Here is a 20,879-nt window from a genome sequence, read left to right as displayed (position 1 = left end):
GTATGGTTTTTGTCATTAAATCAACGACACAAAAAGGATAGCACAGGATCTGAGAAAGGAAATTTGTGATAAGCCTCACAGAGAGAGTCTGCGCATTTCTTCATCAACATGCCCTTCCACAAGAACTGTGGGGTTGCATCTTTTGTTGAGAAAGATTATCTTTCTCAACACTGAATAGTTGAGATAAACACTCAGGTATTCAGTACGACATTGCTCACATTGCTTCCAGTATTTCTTGCCCACTCATGAGTGGGCTTTTTTTTTGATCAAGCCCCAACGAAAGCGTGCCGGTTGCGCCCGCCGCGTTTTGCCTGATAGAGCGCCTGGTCGGCAGCATTAATAATATTCTGCTGGCTACCCGCGATGTTGACAGCACGCGCACTGGAGACCCCTACGCTTACCGTGACCCGCCCGAAGGGGCTAAACGCGTGTTCAATTTGCTGAGAGAAAACATAGCGAATAATCGTCTGCGCAAGGCGGAGCGCCTCCTGGATATCCGTTTCAGGCAAAATCAGCGCAAACTCCTCCCCGCCATAGCGCGCCACAATCTGGTTGTCGCGGGTGAGACTTTCCCTGAGGCAGTTTCCCAGCAACGCCAGGCATCTGTCCCCTTCCGGATGACCGTAGTTATCGTTGTACTTTTTGAAGTAGTCCACATCCACAAGGAGCAGCGAAACCGGCGCGTCCTTTGCCGCACACGCCGCAATTTCCGAGAGGATTTTTTCATCAAAGATGCGCCTGTTATAAAGCCCTGTCAGCGCATCCTCCGAGGCAATAATCTTTAGCACTTTGTTATCCCGTGCTTTTCTGGATAAGTCGGAATAGAGGAAACAGGACGCCACGATGAGCGTCGCGGTAAACACCAAAATAAGTGCGGCAAGCTGAATCGCCTGCTTGCGCCACGGTGAAAGGGCTTCATCAATGCTTACCGCTACCGTCGTAACCAGTCCGTAGCGCCTGTTTTTCTCATAGGCATAAATGCGTTCGATTTTATCAAACCTGGAGACAGAGCTGGCTATCCCTGTATTTTGTACCTTGAGGTATTTTCTGAAGAGAGGTGAGTCAGAAAAAATCGTACCGATATAGTTATTTTTAAAGGGATAACGTATCAGTAAAACGCCTGCTTGCGTCGTTAAACCAATCACGCCCGCGTGACCAATATTAATCTGTCCATAAAGCGCCAGAAAATTTTCGATACCCAGCGTCACCACCACAACACCGTTAAATGCACCGGTGTGGGTTTCAAGACGTCGGCTAAGAGTAATAACCCATTTACCATTGGTTCTGCTTATCACCGGCTCACCAATATAAATCTGCTGACTTTTATTTTCCTTGTGATAGACAAAAAATGCCCTGTCCGCGCCATTATGGGGGCCCGCAAAATTTTTGTGCAATGCAGTGAAGATATCCCCATGCGCATCGTAGACAACCACATTATTAATCTGAGTAAGAAGATTATCCTGATTGCTTATCATTCGCTGAATATTGATCGCCTGTTGCGGGGTCATACCATAAATTTCAATTGTGTCGGAAACGGTGGTAATCAACATTTCACTTTGGCGAATGATCCCTTCCGTGTAGACGTTAAGGGTATGGCTCAGGTTGGCAACGCTGGTATTGATTTGCTGGATTGACTGCTGTCGGGACGTGGCAATCTGGACGGCAAGCGACAATGAAACAATCAATGAGACAATGATGACGGTAATGGTTGTTGTGTAAAAAGTATTTTTCACATGCACGAGCTTTTCCACCTTATCACGCCTGGCATCCCTGGCTGACAACTCTTGTCACTGTAACAAAGCTCAGGTTAAGAGGAAAACAAATTGCACTTAAGCATAACGGCTGCCGTTATTATCAGGCTTGTAGCTTGCACTGCCTGTGATAAGATTTGAGAGATGAGGGAGCGGACAGGGTATCTGGAAAATGAAAAAGATCATTGCCGTTACTATCGTTTCAGCGTTTCTGGTCTTCCTGTCTCTTTTTGCGGTTAATGCAGTTATCGGGAGCCAGCAGAAAAGCAAACAGCTTGAGATTTCCCGAACCCTTTTACAGCATTCAGAAAGTCTGACCCAGAGCATGGCGCAGACGCTCAAAAACCTGACCACACAGGGATGCGACAGAGACAGCCTCGATCGCTACCGGCAGGTCAAGCTCGAAAGCCGCTATGTCGCTGACGTCGGTTTTATTGAAAAGGGAAAAATAGTCTGTACCGCTTTTTGGGGTAAACTCGTTAATCCTGTCCCGCTTCCTGAAGAGCTCCATGAAACGCCCAGAGGATTTCTCCTCGCGCAATTTTCGAGAAAGGATTTTTTTACCGGCAATGCGGCCATCTATAATAATCACATTATCTTCACCTCCCGCTATGCTTACGATAAATTCACCCCGGTTACGGAGAGCTATTCTCTGAGCACCACCACCAGGGACTTAAGCAGAACTTTTTTTTCGGCTACGCCTGAATTAAACCAACAGAGCGAACTGAATTCCTCCTTGTTTACCCTGACCCTCACCCGGTGCAGCACCACGTGGGATTTGTGCGTCATTGTGAAGCATCACAACGCGGGACTGGCCTCGTTATCTCCCGTTCTATTTATCGTTCTCGCGGTCATTTTATGTTTTATCTGGATTGCGATAACGCTCTTTTTCTTTCGACTCAACGAGGATCGGTTCTCCCTGGAGCGGACGCTGGTCAAAGCTGTTATCACTAATACCATCGGCGTTCATTACCAGCCCATTGTTCGGATTGAGGATAAAAAAATTGTAGGCGTGGAGGTCTTGTCGAGATGGCGTGACGCAAGATACGGTGACGTCTCCCCGGAACTGTTTATTCCATTAATCAAAAAAATTGGCCTGTATAAAAATTACTATATTAATATTCTCCAAAAATCCCTTTCGGATATCGCGCCACTTATTATTAAATATCATCTGGTTGTTTCGCTCAATGTTGGCCGAACGGAAATTGAAGACGGACAGTTTATCAGCATTTTGCGCCGTAGCTGTTTAGCTAATAATATTCCGCTCTCTCTGATCAAAATCGAGCTTTCTGAAAAAGCCATTTCAACGGGGAATATTCTGGAAGATTTCTGCAAGGATTTAAAAAACCTTGGCGTGAGAATATCCATTGATGACTTCGGGGTGCAAAACTCAAACCTGGCAAGGCTTTCGCTGCTTGAATATGATGAGATCAAAATCGACAAGTCGCTGGTCGATGGCATCAGTGAACATTACAAGCAGAACATTTTTGTCATCTTTAGCGACGCCCTCGCAAAACTGAATAAAACGCTTGTTTTCGAAGGCGTGGAGAGCGAAATACAGTATCGCTTTATTGCTGAAAGATACCCCGAGGCGCTGATTCAGGGATGGTATTTCTCAAAATCCGTCACCCGAAGCGAGCTTGCGAAGCGACTCGCTGGGATCGCGCGGTAGGTTACTCGTTTCCCCACTGATTGAGAAAGTTCGCAATATCATCAATACGTTCGGCACGAACCCCGGCTTCACGCGCCATCTCCTGCTGAGCTTCCTCATCGATCTCCTCATTATTCGACAAACGCGTGAGAAGCAGCTGGAAATAATGCGCCAGCGAGTCCTGCTCTGACTCACTCACGGGCTTTGTGGCTTCCGTCGCGTATTCTTCGACGATGTCATAATACTTCAGTGGGATTTCGTTATTCATAACAGCGTTAACCTCTGAGGGTGAAGCCACAAGTATATCCGACGACGTACGGTTAACCAACGCGTTGAGTCAGATAAGCAGGGCAAGCAGGGCTGCAAGAGCAGGTATGGCCTGAACGTACAGTATCTTTCGGCTGGCGGTCGCTGCACCAAAGAGTCCGGCAATCAACACGCAGGTCAGAAAGAAAATGGCCACAGATATACCCTTTTCACCAAGCCAGAGGCTCCAGAGCAGACCCGCAGCCAGAAAACCATTATAAAGCCCCTGATTCGCGGCCAGCACGCGAGTGTCGCGCGCAAAATCGGGACGCAGATTAAAGGCCTTGTGCCCTGTTCTGGTGTTCCACAGGAACATTTCCAGCACAAGAATGTAGATATGGATGAATGCAACGACAGCGATAAGAACAGTAGCGAGCATCGTGTTATTTCCCGCAGGCAAAGGCAAAAAAAACGGGAACCCTCAGGCCCCCGCTCTTGTTTAACCCAGAATCTGGATTACATGTTCGCGATAATCGCGTCGCCAAACTCTGAGCATTTCAGCAGCTTAGCGCCTTCCATCAGACGTTCGAAATCGTAAGTTACGGTTTTCGCGTTGATCGCGCCTTCCATACCTTTGACTATCAGGTCTGCGGCTTCGAACCATTCCATATGGCGCAGCATCATCTCTGCGGAGAGGATGATAGAGCCTGGGTTCACTTTGTCCTGGCCTGCGTATTTTGGTGCAGTACCGTGGGTTGCTTCGAACAGGGCGCACTCGTCGCCGATGTTCGCGCCAGGGGCGATACCGATACCGCCAACCTGTGCCGCCAGGGCGTCAGAAATGTAGTCACCGTTCAGGTTCATACAGGCGATCACGTCGTATTCAGCAGGACGCAGCAGGATCTGCTGCAGGAACGCATCGGCGATCACATCTTTAATGATGATCTCTTTGCCGGTGTTCGGGTTCTTGATCTTCTGCCACGGGCCGCCGTCGATCAGCTCACCGCCGAACTCTTCGGTCGCCAGCTGGTAGCCCCAGTCTTTGAACGCGCCTTCGGTGAACTTCATGATGTTGCCCTTGTGAACCAGGGTTACAGAATCACGGTCGTTGGTGATCGCGTATTCGATGGCCGCACGCACCAGGCGCTTGGTGCCTTCTTCAGAGCACGGCTTAATGCCGATACCGCAGTGCTCAGGGAAGCGAATTTTCTTCACGCCCATCTCTTCGCGCAGGAATTTAATCACTTTTTCTGCATCAGCAGAGTCCGCTTTCCACTCGATGCCCGCGTAGATGTCTTCTGAGTTTTCGCGGAAGATAACCATGTCGGTCAGTTCAGGGTGCTTAACCGGGCTTGGGGTGCCCTGATAGTAACGAACCGGACGCAGACACACGTACAGGTCCAGCTCCTGACGCAGCGCCACGTTCAGGGAACGGATGCCGCCGCCGACCGGAGTGGTCAGTGGGCCTTTAATAGCAACGCGGTAGTCGCGGATCAGGTCCAGCGTTTCTGCTGGCAGCCATACGTCCTGGCCATAAACTTGCGTTGATTTCTCACCGGTGTAAATTTCCATCCAGGAAATTTTACGCTCGCCTTTGTAGGCTTTCTCAACAGCGGCATCAACCACTTTCAGCATTGCCGGGGTAACGTCTACACCGATACCGTCGCCTTCGATGAACGGAATAATCGGATTGTGAGGAACGTTAATCTTGCCGTTTTGCAGGGTGATCTTTTTACCTTCCGCCGGAACAACTACTTTGCTTTCCATTAACCTCTCCTTCGAGCGCTTCTGGTTGTTACTGATCTTATGTTAATAAATTGTAATGAGCCCTTCGATAGTACCTGATTGTCCTGCGCCATGAAAGGTCTTCGTTATTAGGCTATAATGCGGCAATTGATAACACCTGAAAATACCATGAAGAAAACTTCTTTTACAAAACACCGGGTTGAGCGATTCAGCTCACGACAAGCCGCCAGACGACCGCAAGAAACCCAGCCAAAGCGGGTTATTCTGTTCAATAAACCCTACGATGTTTTGCCGCAGTTTACCGATGAGGCCGGACGCAGCACGCTCAAGGATTACATCCCTGTTCAGGGCGTCTACGCCGCCGGTCGCCTGGACCGGGACAGCGAAGGACTTTTGGTCCTAACCAACGACGGCGCCCTACAGGCAAAGCTTACACAACCGGGCAAACGCACCGGCAAAATTTACTTTGTGCAGGTTGAAGGTGAGCCGGACGAAGAGACGCTGGCGAAACTGCGCAGCGGGGTGACGCTGAACGACGGTCCCACCCTGCCCGCCGGTATTGAACGCGTGAATGAGCCGGAGTGGCTGTGGCCGCGTAACCCGCCCATTCGCGAGCGCAAATCCATCCCGACAAGCTGGCTCAAAATCACCCTGTATGAAGGCCGAAACCGCCAGGTGAGGCGAATGACCGCGCACGTCGGCTTCCCTACCCTACGTCTGATTCGCTACGCCATGGGCAGCTACACGCTGGATACGCTGGCAAACGGCGAATGGCGCGACGCTGCCCCTTAAGGAGAAACGATGTTTAAACCTCATGTTACGGTCGCCTGCGTGGTGCACGCGCAGGGAAAATTCCTCGTTGTGGAAGAGAGCATCAACGGCAGGGCGCTGTGGAATCAGCCTGCCGGACATCTTGAAGCCAATGAAACGTTGCTGCAGGCCGCGAAGCGCGAGCTTTGGGAAGAGACCGGCATTCGCGCTGAGCCTCAGCACTTCATTCGCATGCACCAGTGGATTGCGCCCGACAGCACCCCATTCCTGCGCTTTTTATTCGCCGTTGAGCTTAGCGAAACGTGCGCCACAGAACCGCATGATGACGATATCGATCGCTGCCTGTGGGTCACCGCCGAGGAGATCCTGAACGCGCCAAACCTGCGCTCGCCGCTGGTTGCGGAAAGCATCCGCTGCTGGCAGTCAGGCGCACGCCTGCCGCTGGGTGTCATCGGAGAATTTAACTGGCCGTTTACAGAGGGTGTCAACGGTGGGGGGGCGTGATAGAATACGCCGCCTTGAAGTTCAATGTCGTGAGTATTCCATGTCAGATAACAGCCAGAAAAAAGTGATCGTCGGCATGTCCGGCGGTGTCGATTCCTCCGTTTCCGCCTACCTGTTGCAGCAACAGGGCTATAAGGTGGAGGGCCTGTTCATGAAGAACTGGGAGGAAGACGATGGCGAGGAATACTGCACTGCCGCAGCGGATCTCGCCGACGCGCAGGCCGTATGCGACAAGCTCGGCATTGAACTGCACACCGTTAACTTTGCCGCAGAATACTGGGACAACGTCTTTGAACTGTTCCTGGAAGAGTACAAAGCGGGCCGTACCCCGAACCCGGATATTCTGTGCAACAAAGAGATCAAATTTAAAGCCTTCCTGGAATTCGCCGCGGAAGATCTGGGCGCTGACTACATTGCGACCGGTCACTACGTGCGTCGTGCGGACGTGAATGGCAAAAGCCAGCTGCTGCGCGGCCTCGACGGCAATAAAGACCAGAGCTACTTCCTTTATACGCTGAGCCACGAACAGATTGCGCAAAGTCTGTTCCCGGTCGGCGAACTGGAAAAGCCGGAAGTGCGTAAAATTGCCGAAGAGCTGGACCTGATCACCGCGAAGAAAAAAGACTCCACCGGTATCTGCTTTATCGGTGAGCGCAAATTCCGTGATTTCCTGGGCCGCTACCTGCCTGCACAGCCAGGTAAAATTGTCACCGTTGATGGCGACGAGATTGGTCAGCATCAGGGGCTGATGTACCACACCTTAGGCCAGCGTAAAGGCCTGGGTATTGGTGGGACGAAAGAAGGCAGCGAAGATCCGTGGTACGTGGTCGACAAAGACGTCGAAAACAATATTCTGGTGGTGGCTCAGGGTCACGACCACCCGCGTCTGATGTCCGTTGGCCTTATCGCACAGCAGTTGCACTGGGTCGATCGCGAGCCCCTGAAAGGCACGCTGCGCTGCACGGTGAAAACGCGCTACCGCCAGACCGATATTCCTTGCACCATCACCGCGCTTGATGACGACCGTATTGACGTCCGTTTCGACGAGCCGGTCGCCGCCGTTACCCCGGGCCAGTCTGCTGTCTTCTACAGCGGCGAAATCTGCCTGGGCGGCGGGATCATTGAACAGCGCCTGCCGCTGCCCGCTGTTTAACCGATTGCACACATAAAGGAGACCGTGTGGCGAAGAATTATTATGACATCACCCTTGCGCTGGCAGGAATTTGCCAGTCTGCTCGTCTGGTGCAACAGCTGGCGCATCAGGGTCACTGTGACGCTGATGCCCTGCACGTTTCGCTCAACAGCGTTATCGACCTCAACCCCGGTTCAACCCTGGGCGTGTTCGGCGGCAGCGAAACCAATCTTCGTCTCGGTCTTGAAACCCTGCTTGGCGTGCTTAACGCCAGCAGCCGTCAGGGGTTAAACGCGGAACTGACCCGCTACACCTTAAGCCTGATGGTGCTTGAGCGTAAGCTGAGCGCGGCGAAAGGCGCGCTCAATACCCTGGGCGATCGCATCGCTGGGCTACAGCGTCAGCTCGACCTTTTTGACCTGCAGTCTGAAACGCTGCTGAGCGCCATGGCGGGCATTTACGTTGACGTCATCAGCCCGCTGGGCCCGCGCATTCAGGTCACCGGCTCCCCTGCCGTACTGCAAAGCCCGCAGGTGCAGGCGAAGGTCCGCGCTTCCCTGCTGGCTGGGATCCGCGCCGCCGTGCTGTGGCATCAGGTTGGCGGTGGCCGCCTGCAGTTAATGTTTTCTCGTAATCGCCTGACTACTCAGGCAAAACAAATTCTTGCTCATTGTTAACCTCCCGGAGTTGCGAATTATGGAATTATCCTCACTGACCGCCGTATCCCCTGTCGATGGACGCTACGGCGATAAAGTCAGCGCGCTGCGCGGGATCTTCAGCGAATATGGTTTGCTGAAGTTCCGTGTTCAGGTTGAAGTACGCTGGCTGCAGAAGCTGGCCGCCCAGGCAGCAATCAAGGAAGTTCCTGCTTTTGACGAAAAGGCAAACGATTACCTTGATAAAATCGTTGCTGAGTTTAGCGAAGAAGATGCCGCGCGTATTAAGACCATTGAACGCACCACCAACCACGACGTGAAAGCGGTTGAGTATTTCCTGAAAGAGAAAGTGGAAAGCGTCCCGGCCCTGCATGCGGTATCCGAGTTCATTCACTTCGCCTGTACGTCCGAAGATATCAATAACCTGTCTCACGCGCTGATGCTCTCCACCGCGCGTAAAGAAGTGGTGCTGCCTTACTGGCGTAAAATCATCGACGCGGTGAAAGCGCTGTCCGTGGAATACCGCGACATTCCGCTGCTTTCCCGTACTCACGGCCAGCCAGCCACCCCATCCACGATGGGTAAAGAGATGGCGAACGTGGCGTACCGTATGGAGCGCCAATACCGTCAGCTGGAGCAGGTTGAAATTCTGGGTAAAATCAACGGCGCGGTCGGTAACTACAATGCCCACATTGCCGCGTACCCGGAAGTGGACTGGCATCAGTTCAGCGAAGAGTTCGTGACCTCTCTGGGGATCCAGTGGAACCCGTACACCACCCAGATTGAGCCGCACGACTACATTGCAGAGCTGTTTGACTGCATCGCGCGCTTCAACACCATCCTGATCGACTTCGATCGCGACGTGTGGGGCTACATCGCGCTGAACCACTTCAAGCAGAAGACCATCGCCGGGGAAATTGGCTCCTCCACCATGCCGCACAAAGTGAACCCAATCGACTTCGAAAACTCCGAAGGCAACCTGGGCCTGGCGAATGCCGTGCTGCAGCATATGGCGAGCAAGCTGCCGGTTTCCCGCTGGCAGCGCGACCTGACCGACTCCACCGTGCTGCGTAACCTGGGCGTGGGCATTGGCTACGCGCTGATCGCGTATCAGTCCACCCTGAAGGGCGTGAGCAAGCTCGAAGTGAACCGTGACCGTCTTCTGGACGAGCTGGATCACAACTGGGAAGTATTGGCAGAGCCGATTCAGACCGTGATGCGCCGCTACGGTATCGAAAAACCGTACGAGAAGCTGAAAGAGCTGACACGCGGTAAACGCGTCGATGCCGAAGGCATGAAACAGTTTATCGACGGTCTGGCACTGCCGGAAGAAGAGAAAACCCGCCTGAAAGCCATGACCCCGGCGAATTACATTGGCCGCGCCATCACCATGGTTGACGAGCTGAAATAACGTCCTTACCCCCCTTTCCGCCCGAAAAGGGGGTTGCTTTTCCCCGGTTTACTGAATGTTTATCCCCACAGCAACATAATCAGCGTTAGACTGTTTGGTAAAAATCACACCCACCATGAAATCAGTAACTTAATTATTAATCAGTGACTTACAAAAACTACTGTGTGGACTTTATCGGACAATATAGGTCATTTTAACGCCCCAAATCATGCCCCCGGCTCAATTTTGCCCCCAAATTTGCCCCCAAAATTGACCCTTTTGCGTAGCTCCTTCCAGTTTCACAACCTATCGCTTTATGCCTCTCTTACTCATCAGCATAATCGCCCCGAATCCGTTTGTAAGACTTAACCAGCGCGCTACTTTTTCTCCCTGCCCTATACTTTCATTCTGACTGACTGGAGGTTTCTATGTGTGGACGTTTTGCACAAGCCCAAACCCGTGAAGAATATCTGGCATACCTAGCCAATGAAGCCGATCGTGACATCGCGTATGATCCAGAACATATTGGCCGGTACAACGTGGCGCCTGGTACCAAAGTTCTGCTGCTGAGCGAACGCGACGAGCAGCTGCATCTTGATCCGGTCCTGTGGTCATATGCGCCAGAATGGTGGGATAAACCGCCACTGATTAACGCGCGCGTCGAAACGGCGGCATCAAGCCGAATGTTTAAACCGCTGTGGCAACACGGCCGAGCAATCTGCTTTGCGGATGGATGGTTCGAATGGAAAAAGGAAGGCGACAAGAAGCAGCCATATTTCATTCACCGGGCAGACGGTCAGCCGATATTTATGGCTGCAATCGGCAGCACACCATTTGAGCGCGGCGATGAAGCGGAAGGATTTCTGATAGTGACGTCTGCAGCTGACAAAGGTTTGGTCGACATTCACGACCGCCGGCCACTGGTTCTGTCGCCTGAAGCGGCCCGGGAGTGGATGCGCCAGGATATAGGCGGCAAAGAAGCTGAAGAGATAGCGACCGACGGCTCAGTGCCCGCCGACAAGTTTATCTGGCACGCCGTGACGCGCGCCGTGGGTAATGTAAAAAACCAAGGTCCGGAGCTCATCGAGGCATCACAATAGTAATGTCAAAAGAGATCTTTCACGTTTAAAATGAGCGAGCATCAGAATCTCTTTAGAGCCATGTCCACATAGCGTGTAGTAGGATGAATCTTTTTATAATCTACTTTTTTGATTCGAACAAATAAATTATTAATACTCAAATAACAATAAATCGGTAGATGATACTAAAAAATCATCTACCATAATTTTTCCTTGATAACCATTTATTTTTTAGGCGGTTTTCTTGGCATTCCATCACCATCTAAATTAAGATCTTCGATTGAAATTTTCATTTTCCTGAGTGCTTCATTACTATTTGTGAGAGAGTCAATCAATCCCCTTGATGTTTTATTTCTAGAGGTTTTGTTTTCTAAATTACCGAATAAACCATTAGACTTGGATGACAAGTCATGAATAGAACCTAAAGAGCCATCAATATTTAATCTTTCAAACAATGACTTTCTGTAGAGAGCGTCTTCTTTCTTTTGGAAGTAATCAAGTTTTGCCTTCACTTGTTTTAATTCATTTTTTGTTTGCACGGTAATTTTTTGATCAGCCTCAAGATTACTAACTAATTCATCAATTTTTGCAAGATATGTTTCTTTTTCTTTTTCAATCTCGGATATTTTGATGCCTCGTTCAATTGATTCTTTAAGTTCATTTTTTAAAGAGAGAACGAATGTGCCCATTTCATCCGCACTGCCTGCAAATCTATTAAAAATCAATAGGAAATAGTTTAATATTTCATTGCTTTTAAAATTTGGATATCTAACACGATGGTCTATTTCACTCCATGCCTCTTCAAATATTGTCCTAACTTGAATTTCCGTGTAAATACGATTTTTTAGTAGTCTAGTTGATATTATATAATGAACGGATCTGTACCCTGCTGGATGTGTTTTCTCAACACTGCCTTCTATATTTATATCTGGAGCATCGCCTTCGCGAATATAAACTATTGGCGATTCTTGAAACTCCCATTTTGAATCAAGATAATTATGAATTTTTTCCCAGTCTTCTTTGAAAAGATGCAGCACTCTAATACCGATTAAATCAGTTATTACATCGGTGTAGTTATCCTTTGTTATAGTACGATACTTTTCACTAATCTCATCTTCATTTCTTTTTCTTATTATTTTAGCCATTAGATGCTCTGGATCTTTAATTCTCCAGCGAACAGAGTGTACATCTTCTCCTTGCTGTAATATCGAAGATATAAGTCCTGCAGTTTCAGAGAGGGCGGGGATGTTATCGTAGTGCGCCGATCCAATTTCCAGCAATTCTTCCCACGAAAAATCAGCTTTTTCAAATTGCTCTGCAGTCAAGCAATTATTATCCAAGAATTCCTTTAGTGTAAGGGCACTGATATTCACTGTATCATTTTTCATTTGTATTGTTCCGATATGGAATTATAATTAATTATATCATCTTGATATGAGCAAGTTACAACACCCCTTATATTAACCTTTAAGTTTATACGTTACTAGCTCTCTAGGACTTTTTCCTGTAACGGGATCTGGTGAGCCAATGAGCCTAGACATTACACTAGTTGGTACTAGATGCCATAAAACATGTTTCTAATGTCTGCTGTTTGCACAAAGCGGACATAGACATCATGAAAATTTATCGGACTCTAAGCAAATCTGAATATCTTGTCGTATATCGAGGCGACAGCATTTTTCGCTTCATTTGCCATTGTTGCTGAACGCCCTGCCCTGCAAAGTAGAGCGTGCCTTTTCCGTCTTTTGCGTTCAGGTGATCGAGCACTTCCATCAACCTTTCGCTACCGGCCCGTGGTGCGTTCTCGTCGAACAGGTTCAGTTGGGCAACGCCCTGACTGAAGAAGTCCCCGAGCATAATGCCAGCTTTTTGGTACCGGTGCCCATCCTGCCAAATTTTGTCCAGGCACTTTACCGCGGCGTTGATAATATCGCGACTATCCTGCGTTGGCGTGAGCAACTTCATTGAGGCGCTATTACCGTAATATGGTTCGTTAAGAGCAAAGGGAGAGGTCTTCACGAACGCTGAGATAAAGCGGCAATACTGGTGCTCACCACGGAGCTTTTCAGCACCGCGGGCGGCATAAGAGCAAATAGCCTGGCGCATCTGCTCATAGTCGGTAACGCGTTCGCCGAATGACCGGCTGCAGACGATTTCCTGTTTTGCGGGGGCAAACTCTTCCAGTTCAAGACAGGGTTCGCCTCGCAGCTCTCGGACAGTGCGTTCGAGTACCACGTTAAAGTGTTTCCGGATTATCCACGTACTCTGCTCTGAAAGGTCTAAGGCCGTTTTAATACCCATCGCGTTTAGCTTTTTACTGATTCGGCGACCAACACCCCAGACGTCCTCTACAGGTACCACAGAAAGCAGTCTGCGCTGGCGATCAACATTTGAGAGGTCAACTACCCCACCCGTCTGCCGCTGCCATTTCTTTGCGGCGTGGTTGGCCAGCTTTGCGAGTGTTTTTGTCTGCGCAATGCCCACTCCTACTGTCAGGTGTGTGCGCTTGAGGACTGTAGCGCGAATTTCTTTGCCAAACTCTGTCAGGTCCCGGCAATTGCGCACTCCTGTCAGGTCGCAAAAAGCTTCGTCAATGCTGTAAATTTCGACGCGAGGGCTCATTTCCTCGAGCGTCGTCATTACCCGGTTCGACATATCAGCATACAGCTCATAGTTGCTGCTGAAGCAAACAACGCCAGCGCGCCGAAAAAGCTCCTTTTGCTTGAAGAAAGGCTCTCCCATAGTAATTCCAGCAGCTTTGGCCTCGGCGCTGCGTGCTATTACACAGCCGTCATTGTTCGAGAGCACGACCACCGGCCGCCCCCTCAAATCAGGTCGAAACACCGTCTCGCATGATGCATAGAACGAATTCACATCACAGAGAGCAAACATATTCAGCTCGCAGATTTAACGATGAAAGTCACGACGCCAAAAACGTCCAGCGTGTCTTCACTGCCAACAATAATCGGACTGTAGGCGCTGTTCATAGGATTTAGCTGCACGGTCGGGCGCAGCTGCAGGCGTTTAACAGTGAACTCCCCTTCTACAGCGGCGATTACGATATCTCCGTGCTCAGCAGTCCGGGAACTATCCACCACCAGCAGATCACCGTCGCTGATCCCTGCTTCGATCATTGAGTCGCCGGCCGCCTTAACGAAATATGTTGAGCTGGGGTGGGAAACTAGTAGCTCATTGAGATCGATACGCTGTTCAACGTAATCAGCTGCGGGGCTTGGGAAACCACATTGGACTAAGTCACTGAAAAGCGGAAGAGCGATAATTTCGCGCAGTTCTGCAGGCCTGATAAATTCCATGTTGCACACCTCAAATACTGTTTTTATATACAGTAGTTTCATTTGAGTGAGCGCGCAAGACAGAGGTACTACCCTGACTGCTTAAAGCTTCGCCGTTTCGTTTCTAAGTTTATATGTCGCTTCGAATTATGAGTTTTGTAAATTTTAGGGCCGCAACTCTATGTGAGCAGATTTAAGCCACTGCTCGTTCTTGCATGCAACGGACAGTAGTTTTCAACCTAAACACTCCTTTATCACTAATCTAGAATCGACCTGCCCGTAGCCTGAAGCATGTGATTCTCTCCAGCCAAGTGGTGATGCCGTGCAATGAAGCGGAGAAATTCACTCTGGGTCAGACTGAGGAAATGATTACGATAGCTCGAGCACTAAGCAACTCAAGGCAGCTCGCTATTGCATATAGTCAGGCTACTCAGTTAGCATAAAATGAGGAAGGGGCTTCACTAGAATTTGAGATTAATGTTAACAACAACATATCAAGAAGAGTTGATGATCAAAGGATATGCAAAAAATGATTAATTCACAACAAGTGCAGTTCATTAGTAAAGCACTTTACATAACAACATTTACGCTTTTATTGGTAGTGCTGCCTTGTGCATTTATCCATGAAAAAACTTCGCGCGTAATATTTTATTGGTGCGGGTATTTATCGCTAGCAGGTTTATTACTTAACGTATTCAAAAAAGAAGAGAAAATAAATTGCAACAGGATTACTTTTTCTTTTTTGATGCTATCTGTTCTTTTCTTGGGATGGTCATTGTTATCTGGTTTTTTATCAGGAGAAAAATCTTCTGAATTGTTATATACACCAGGAAAAAGATGGCTTATAGCAGCAATAATTTCTCTCTTTATCTTAAACGGTAAGGATAAGCTAAAGAAATTCCCAAACGCTACGATCATAGTATCAGTGATGACTTTAGCTTTCATTGTTGCAAGCACTTATGGGATCTTGCAAGGAATAAACAGCGATACGCGCATTCTTCTTGGCATTAATAGAGCAACTCTTACGGCATATGCTTTCAGTGCATTTTCATTAGCTTTTTCAGCGATCATAGCAGCTACTATTACAACTAAAAAGAAGTATCTATTTCAATTAATCGTTCTTATAATTTCCACTTATATCATTTTTTTAACTCAAACAAGAGCGGCCATGCTTATCCATCCTTTGCTCGGCTTGCTGTTGCTTCTTTCATGGATGTGGCGAGATAAGTTACTTAATTTCAAGACGCTGATTCTTTCAGTTTTGTCATTAGCAGTTGTTGCTTCCTTAAATTCCAAAATAATAATTAATCGTCTCGATTCCACAATGATTGAAATAAGGGAGTACAATCTTGGAAATGACCATACATCTCTGGGAGCCAGATTCAGCATGTGGAAACTTGGAGCAATGGCTTTTGCTAAATCACCTTTTGGACAAAGTGAGACTCATCGAAATAATGAAATAATTAGTTTTTTGAAAAATACTAATGAAAAATCAGAAGCCGCAGGTTATCTAACAGTGCATTTACATAATGAATTTATTCAGTACGCATCAATTTTTGGTATTTTCGGCATACTTGTGTTGTTTGTTTTTTTCTTTATGTTGATTTTTAAAAGTAGCCATCCAGCTATAATTGGACCAATTGGCATACCTACCTTAGCAGTTTTATTCTATGGTTCCACAGATGTATTGTTGACATCAATAGAATTGATAGTTATATTTTCCACTACAATTATTCTTTCAAGTATGGCAAGTAATTATTGGCAAGGAGCTTCTAAATAATGAAAATATATATTATTAATCTGGAAGGCGATACTGAACGAAGGGAATCCATGGAATCCCAAGCAAAGCGTCTAAATCTTGATTACGAGTTAATTCCAGCTGTAAACGGAAAATGTATTCCAGAAAATGTGTTTTCTCTTTTGAAAAGAGAACATAGCTACGCGGTGACTCCTGGGGAAATTGGATGTTCCCTGAGCCATTTGACAGTTTATAAAGCGCTGGATGCTTCCAAAGATGATTGTGCGCTAGTGCTTGAGGATGACATTTTCTTACCTGAAGATATTTCTCTTTTTCTTGATGAAATTGAGTTATCAATCCCAAAAAACATTCCATATGTTTATTTGCTTTCTAGAGTTAACCATTACAACAATAAAAGTATTTTAAAATTAGCTAACGGACATACTGTTCATGATGTTTATAATGCAGCCTTTTCTCATGCTTATATTATAAATAAGGCCGCCGCTCGCATTCTTTACAAAAAATTATTCCCTGTTTGGTGCGTAGCCGATCAGTGGCAAACATTTAAAGAATTCGGATTTATTAATTTACGTGGAATTATACCTGAATACATCAACACCAATCCAGTTTATGAGAGTGTAACCACCATCGGCAATCGGAATGATGATATAACAATGAAAAAAAAGAATGAAGCATGGAAGGCTATTTATTCAAGCCGTTCCTTTAAAGTCAAAATAGCTAAAGCTTGCACCCTTCTTTTTCATCGTCCATTTCAGAAAATAATCAAGCAGTGATTTTCCAAGCGCTGATAAAAATCAGCGCTTCTTAATATATACTTTATAAATCTCCTGCAACTATGACGAAGGTGTTATCGGCCAGATTATTTTAGATGTATGCGATGTATCAACGCGCAATAAAAGCACACGATACTGCCGCCACGCTAATAAAGTATTTCGCTCTTCTTCTGTTGCCATCCCTAAATCAATAGCATCTTTAAGAGGCTCAATTATGTTATTTGCGTAGGCTAATAACTCCTGTTTTTTTCGTTGAGCTTTTAACTCATGATCCACTGGTGCAGTGATGATTTTCCCTTTATCAAAGATGAAAGAATCTCCAAACGCATTATTCCCAGCATCATCAAACCCATCTGGCACATTTTCAGGTAAGACTTCAACTACAATCTGATTAATAGGGAATATCAAACTAGCATCATAAGAAAAATGGATTATTTTTTTGGTATCAGGATTGTATGATATTTTTAGAGTATTTTTGGAGAGCGTCTTTAACCACTGATACCAATCATTTCCATACTCATCCCTTAGAAAAACGACATTCATATCTGGAGCTTTTGCAATGTAATATAATTCAAGTTCACATTTTGAAAACTTAGCGACCTGCTCCGCTGTATAGTTTTCCCAGATTTCTAATGGGTTGTATTTTTTAAACACGCCTGATTGCATTTCCATTAAGATACCCGTGCAGTATACCAGTTGCCGTTGATGTTATATTGAATATATCGAAATTGTATTGCCGTATAATTTGTCTTTTGCATCACAGCAGTAACTACAGCCCCATCTGGAGCATATGCAAAGTTACCATCATTATTTCCGTTATCTGCCGTTCCAGGTGAAGCCAGCCGGATCCCTCCTTGCAAGAAATTTGCAGCAACCCATGCCGACGGAGCATATTGACTTGTATCAATAACGACCGCCCCTTGCATCCCGTTAACGCTGGTAACAGGAAATGCGGGCATATAGTTTGGGGAGTATGCTCGCACGCCTGGAGTATCGTACAATCCCGCCCCTGCTTGAATCAGCCCCACACTGCTGATGTTTCGCCCTGAATGGATATCATCCTTGGCCTCAAGATAATTAGGCGCAATCACATTTCCATTTGACTGAATATCTACTGACGGTCCCTGCGCTGCGCGTAAATGAAGCACTTTATCGTCAGAGGCATAAACGAGCCCCATTTCTGCACCGGAAGCATTAAAAAACCAGAGGTGTTTATTCCCTGCCCCACGAATGTTTATCGCATTTTGTGAAAGCTCTGCACCGCCATTGACAGCCTTAAGCGCCCCAGGGATGGTAACAGTATTATTATCAGTATCGTATTGCACCGCCCTGAAATACCGCCAGCCGATATTGTTGCCATCATCCTCACGAATGGCGAGGATCAACTTAGAATTCGTGTAACTCACGAACTGGACTAACGGCCGATTTACCCTTCCCCCCTGAGCGGGGCCGGTAGCACATACGACATCGATATAGTAAAAATCCTGCGTCAGGAATGGCGGGGTGTTGGTACATCCACGGGTATCTATAAACAGTGATTCACCGACGACAAAGGGGTAAGTCGCAAAATCAATCGCGCCGTGATTCGAGTCGGAACTAAAGTTCCCTTTATAACCAACCGGCACGAGAGCACCCGCTGCATTGTCAGCAACATCCCTGACAGCCGCCGCCCTGAGTTCTAAATGTTCTCTGGCTAACGCCTTATCCTGGACATCAGAAAGATTATTTTCTTTCTGCAGGGCATTAACGATACGAGGGTCATCCCCGGCGGCGACTGTATTCGCCGTTGTACCAACATCCAGTACAGCGGCACCTTTCAGCCCAATATTTTTCCGGGATTCACTGGCATTCTTCACATCGCGCAGGTTTGCATCCTGGCGAAGGAACAGGCCATCCCCGGTAGCCACCTTAAGCTCAATATCCGCCGTTTCTGACACGGCGAGGCGAAACTGGAGCGTTACACTGATGCCACTTACCGGCTTCTCAATTGCTGCACAGTTCGCCACGGCATACAGTTCGCCGGCATCGGTTAACAGCCCGACCTCACGAACAACAAAGCCCCCAACATCGGGAGGCAGTACCAGCTGCGCAATAAACTGATTAGCCTGGTCCGGTGAGACCTGCAACGCTGAAATCCCCGCCCGATACACTTCGTGGTTCAGTGTTGTTTTTGCAGGATCAGGCGTAACGGGCTGACCATTACCGTCACCCACCACAAAATCTTTAATAATGACGGGTTTCCCGGTCGCAGAAGACTGCGCCTCCAGCTCTTTACCTCTGTTGGTCAGAATACTGTAATATTTATCAGCCATGGCTACACTCCTGCCTCAATATCGACATCAATCCAGGCGGTAACAGCACCGCCGGTATAATAAGTTCCCTTTGTGCCCAGGTCGGCAATCACGTCAATGGAGGTCAACAGACTCCTCAGGTTCTTCGCTTTATCGACTTGCCGCCGAATACGTTGATACAAAGCGTCATCAACTTCCTGAAGGCTGTAAACCTCAACGCGGAAGGTGTAGGGAGCCTTATGCGGCTGATCCTCCCACCACTCCACCACGGTCGTCGGGAGACTGACAGCGCTCAGTGACCGCCTGACAGCGCCGGCAGTACCGCGATGCTGATGAACATAGGCGGCATCTTTTAACACCTGCCGCTTTTCAGCCTCAGTCCAGTCGTCTTCCCAGGAATCAACCGCAAACTCCCATGCGAGCCACGGCAGCAAGTGCGCCGGGCAGGTATCGGGGTCTTTCACCTTACGCACCATGCCCGTATCCAGTGCGGTGATCTGCTCCGAGCTGGCCTGCTCCTGCGCCCGCTCAGGCTGAATGGCGGAGGGCGGTAGCAGGGAACGAAATTTATCCACCGGAGCCTCCTTTGCGGGTGACGTTTATCGCACTACACCAGGGAGCCTGCCCGGCGGCCGCTTCCAGATCTGCGACCGGACTTATCAGCCTGACTCTGGAGACGCCGGGCTGCTGGAGTGCAGCATAAATCGCGGAAAGCGGCACGAGGCCGTTTATGCGATGTGAAAGCAGGGTGTAGCTGGTCAGCGTGCTGATGGCATTCTCCAGCACCGTCTGCGCATCCGGTCCGTCGGGTATGTCCAGTTCAGCTGTTACCGCATAGCTGACAATGGTGGCGCTTTTGACACTGACATAATCAGTCAGAGGCCTGACCTCATCGGCGCTTAGTTCGCTCATCACCTTTTCCGTCAGGCCGGGGCTGGCCTCACCATTACCGGTTCGCGACAGGATATAGACATCCACTTCACCCGGGCGGTTGTGCGTTTCCGGGCCATAGGCATCCGCATCCAGCACATCGTTATCCGCGGATTTGGCATGAAAGCGGTATGCGTTGCGCGCTCCTGCCGTGTTCAGCTGCGCCCACGAAAGCTGGATACGCTCACGGAAAGCGTCATCGTCTTCATAGACAGGATCGACGGGTGGCACGGCATCCGGGTCGCCGGGATTTATCACCAGGCGGGAAACATTAAAACTCGCACCTATCTGGTCAAGATCGACTCCTCTGGCGCTGGCAAGGAAAACAGCGCGTACTGCATCATTGACACGCTGAAACGCCAGGGTGAGCTGGTAGGCGTTGATTTCCCCCTGTTTATACGCCGGGTCTGATTCAACCAGAGCGTCGAATTCCGGATCCAGTTCGCGCAGACGCGCCAGCCAGCGGGTAAAAATATCGGCGGCATCCGGTACCACAATGGCATCCGGTACCGCCAGCGCGGACAGGTTAATTACGTCGTAACTACTTGCCATAAATCTGTATTCCTCCGGTGCTCACGGGGAGATTATTCTCTTTGTTGATCCCCTCGATATCGACGACACATCCTGTTTCATCGGCCGGGAAAGTGACCATCACACGCGTGACCCGCAACCGTGGCTCCCAGCGCGCCAGCGCTGAGGCCGTGGCCGCGATAATCCGCAGTCGGGTGAGATCGTCGCGAGGGTTGTCCACCAGCGAAAACAGGTCACTGCCATAATCACGAACCAGCACACGGCTGCCGAGCGGCGTGGAGAGGATATCGCTGACGGACTGGCGCAAATGATCGCTGCCGGACAGGCGTTTACCGGTCCGGCTGTTTACACCATTCATAATGTTTTTCCGTATGTG

The 20,879-nt window shown here is 48.6% G+C and carries 21 protein-coding genes; 9 read left to right on the top strand and 12 right to left on the bottom strand.

The genetic code is table 11. The annotated features are described in order from the left end of the window. Window positions 1-266 precede the first annotated feature (266 nt). A complete protein-coding gene (locus AC2FAJ_RS00820) occupies window positions 267-1,751 on the bottom strand; it encodes a sensor domain-containing diguanylate cyclase (RefSeq protein WP_485453704.1) in 1,485 nt (494 codons plus the stop codon). A gap of 172 nt (window positions 1,752-1,923) precedes the next feature. Between AC2FAJ_RS00820 and AC2FAJ_RS00815 the strand changes: the two genes are divergently transcribed. Continuing rightward, the gene (locus AC2FAJ_RS00815; RefSeq protein ID WP_048959707.1) at window positions 1,924-3,423 is read left to right on the top strand and encodes an EAL domain-containing protein; all 1,500 of its coding nucleotides are present in this window, start codon (window positions 1,924-1,926) and stop codon (window positions 3,421-3,423) included. A 1-nt stretch (window position 3,424) separates the two neighbouring features. Here the strand turns inward: AC2FAJ_RS00815 and AC2FAJ_RS00810 are convergent, their stop codons facing one another. The 3 genes from AC2FAJ_RS00810 to icd form a co-directional block, all read right to left on the bottom strand. Next, on the bottom strand, window positions 3,425-3,670 hold the full coding sequence (locus AC2FAJ_RS00810; protein WP_028012755.1) for a DUF2543 family protein: 246 nt from the start codon (window positions 3,668-3,670) through the stop codon (window positions 3,425-3,427). 69 nt (window positions 3,671-3,739) lie between these two features. After that, window positions 3,740-4,087, bottom strand: coding sequence for a DUF1304 domain-containing protein (locus AC2FAJ_RS00805; RefSeq protein ID WP_028012754.1), 348 nt, complete (start codon window positions 4,085-4,087; stop codon window positions 3,740-3,742). A gap of 77 nt (window positions 4,088-4,164) precedes the next feature. Beyond that, window positions 4,165-5,415: an NADP-dependent isocitrate dehydrogenase gene (icd, locus tag AC2FAJ_RS00800; RefSeq protein WP_003857898.1), complete on the bottom strand. Its 1,251-nt coding sequence runs from the start codon at window positions 5,413-5,415 to the stop codon at window positions 4,165-4,167. A 117-nt stretch (window positions 5,416-5,532) separates the two neighbouring features. On the opposite strand from icd, the gene rluE reads away from it, so the two are divergent. From rluE to AC2FAJ_RS00770, 6 genes are all read left to right on the top strand, one after another. Beyond that, on the top strand, window positions 5,533-6,186 hold the full coding sequence (rluE, locus tag AC2FAJ_RS00795; RefSeq protein ID WP_045261618.1) for a 23S rRNA pseudouridine(2457) synthase RluE: 654 nt from the start codon (window positions 5,533-5,535) through the stop codon (window positions 6,184-6,186). A gap of 9 nt (window positions 6,187-6,195) precedes the next feature. Then, window positions 6,196-6,669, top strand: a complete 474-nt coding sequence (locus AC2FAJ_RS00790; protein WP_028012752.1) for an NUDIX hydrolase — start codon at window positions 6,196-6,198, stop codon at window positions 6,667-6,669. A 40-nt stretch (window positions 6,670-6,709) separates the two neighbouring features. Beyond that, the gene (gene mnmA, locus AC2FAJ_RS00785) at window positions 6,710-7,822 is read left to right on the top strand and encodes a tRNA 2-thiouridine(34) synthase MnmA (RefSeq protein WP_028012751.1); all 1,113 of its coding nucleotides are present in this window, start codon (window positions 6,710-6,712) and stop codon (window positions 7,820-7,822) included. Between the two features lie 26 nt (window positions 7,823-7,848). Next, entirely contained in the window at window positions 7,849-8,478 is a 630-nt protein-coding gene (gene hflD / locus AC2FAJ_RS00780; protein ID WP_485453703.1) for a high frequency lysogenization protein HflD, read from the top strand. A 19-nt stretch (window positions 8,479-8,497) separates the two neighbouring features. After that, complete coding sequence (gene purB / locus AC2FAJ_RS00775) at window positions 8,498-9,868, top strand: adenylosuccinate lyase (RefSeq protein WP_014883421.1); 1,371 nt, start codon at window positions 8,498-8,500, stop codon at window positions 9,866-9,868. Window positions 9,869-10,275: 407 nt separating this feature from the next. Continuing rightward, complete coding sequence (locus AC2FAJ_RS00770) at window positions 10,276-10,947, top strand: SOS response-associated peptidase (RefSeq protein WP_234106040.1); 672 nt, start codon at window positions 10,276-10,278, stop codon at window positions 10,945-10,947. A 203-nt stretch (window positions 10,948-11,150) separates the two neighbouring features. On the opposite strand, the gene AC2FAJ_RS00765 is transcribed toward AC2FAJ_RS00770, so the two are convergent. The 3 genes from AC2FAJ_RS00765 to AC2FAJ_RS00755 all read right to left on the bottom strand — a co-directional run bounded on the left by AC2FAJ_RS00765 (window position 11,151) and on the right by AC2FAJ_RS00755 (window position 14,240). Then, window positions 11,151-12,314, bottom strand: a complete 1,164-nt coding sequence (locus AC2FAJ_RS00765) for a RelA/SpoT domain-containing protein (RefSeq protein WP_234106039.1) — start codon at window positions 12,312-12,314, stop codon at window positions 11,151-11,153. A gap of 235 nt (window positions 12,315-12,549) precedes the next feature. Further along, on the bottom strand, window positions 12,550-13,818 hold the full coding sequence (locus tag AC2FAJ_RS00760) for a Y-family DNA polymerase (RefSeq protein WP_234106038.1): 1,269 nt from the start codon (window positions 13,816-13,818) through the stop codon (window positions 12,550-12,552). 2 nt (window positions 13,819-13,820) lie between these two features. Continuing rightward, on the bottom strand, window positions 13,821-14,240 hold the full coding sequence (locus AC2FAJ_RS00755) for a translesion error-prone DNA polymerase V autoproteolytic subunit (RefSeq protein ID WP_062935978.1): 420 nt from the start codon (window positions 14,238-14,240) through the stop codon (window positions 13,821-13,823). Window positions 14,241-14,748: 508 nt separating this feature from the next. Between AC2FAJ_RS00755 and AC2FAJ_RS00750 the strand changes: the two genes are divergently transcribed. Together AC2FAJ_RS00750 and AC2FAJ_RS00745 are read left to right on the top strand one after the other, a co-directional pair. After that, window positions 14,749-15,999, top strand: coding sequence for an O-antigen ligase family protein (locus AC2FAJ_RS00750; protein ID WP_234106037.1), 1,251 nt, complete (start codon window positions 14,749-14,751; stop codon window positions 15,997-15,999). Continuing rightward, window positions 15,999-16,751, top strand: coding sequence for a glycosyltransferase family 25 protein (locus tag AC2FAJ_RS00745; RefSeq protein ID WP_062935964.1), 753 nt, complete (start codon window positions 15,999-16,001; stop codon window positions 16,749-16,751). The genes AC2FAJ_RS00750 and AC2FAJ_RS00745 overlap by 1 nt, the downstream gene beginning before the upstream one ends. Window positions 16,752-16,811: 60 nt before the next feature. Here the strand turns inward: AC2FAJ_RS00745 and AC2FAJ_RS00740 are convergent, their stop codons facing one another. From AC2FAJ_RS00740 to AC2FAJ_RS00720, 5 genes are read right to left on the bottom strand one after another with little or no spacing between them, the layout of a single operon-like run. After that, window positions 16,812-17,423, bottom strand: a complete 612-nt coding sequence (locus AC2FAJ_RS00740) for a tail fiber assembly protein (RefSeq protein ID WP_234106036.1) — start codon at window positions 17,421-17,423, stop codon at window positions 16,812-16,814. Then, a complete protein-coding gene (locus AC2FAJ_RS00735) occupies window positions 17,423-19,063 on the bottom strand; it encodes a phage tail protein (protein ID WP_234106035.1) in 1,641 nt (546 codons plus the stop codon). Before AC2FAJ_RS00735 ends, AC2FAJ_RS00740 begins: the two co-directional genes overlap by 1 nt. A 2-nt stretch (window positions 19,064-19,065) precedes the next feature. Further along, window positions 19,066-19,617 (bottom strand): phage tail protein I, encoded by a 552-nt coding sequence (locus AC2FAJ_RS00730; protein WP_234106033.1) that lies wholly within the window; start codon window positions 19,615-19,617, stop codon window positions 19,066-19,068. Further along, complete coding sequence (locus AC2FAJ_RS00725; protein WP_234106031.1) at window positions 19,610-20,524, bottom strand: baseplate assembly protein; 915 nt, start codon at window positions 20,522-20,524, stop codon at window positions 19,610-19,612. Before AC2FAJ_RS00725 ends, AC2FAJ_RS00730 begins: the two co-directional genes overlap by 8 nt. Beyond that, complete coding sequence (locus AC2FAJ_RS00720; protein WP_048701710.1) at window positions 20,514-20,861, bottom strand: GPW/gp25 family protein; 348 nt, start codon at window positions 20,859-20,861, stop codon at window positions 20,514-20,516. The genes AC2FAJ_RS00725 and AC2FAJ_RS00720 overlap by 11 nt, the downstream gene beginning before the upstream one ends. Between the last annotated feature and the right edge of the window lie 18 nt (window positions 20,862-20,879).

It is taken from the genome of Enterobacter cloacae complex sp. 385G4 (assembly GCF_057320665.1).
The sequence above is the reverse complement of the archived record's forward strand: the minus strand, read 5'-3'. Positions and strand labels throughout refer to the sequence as shown.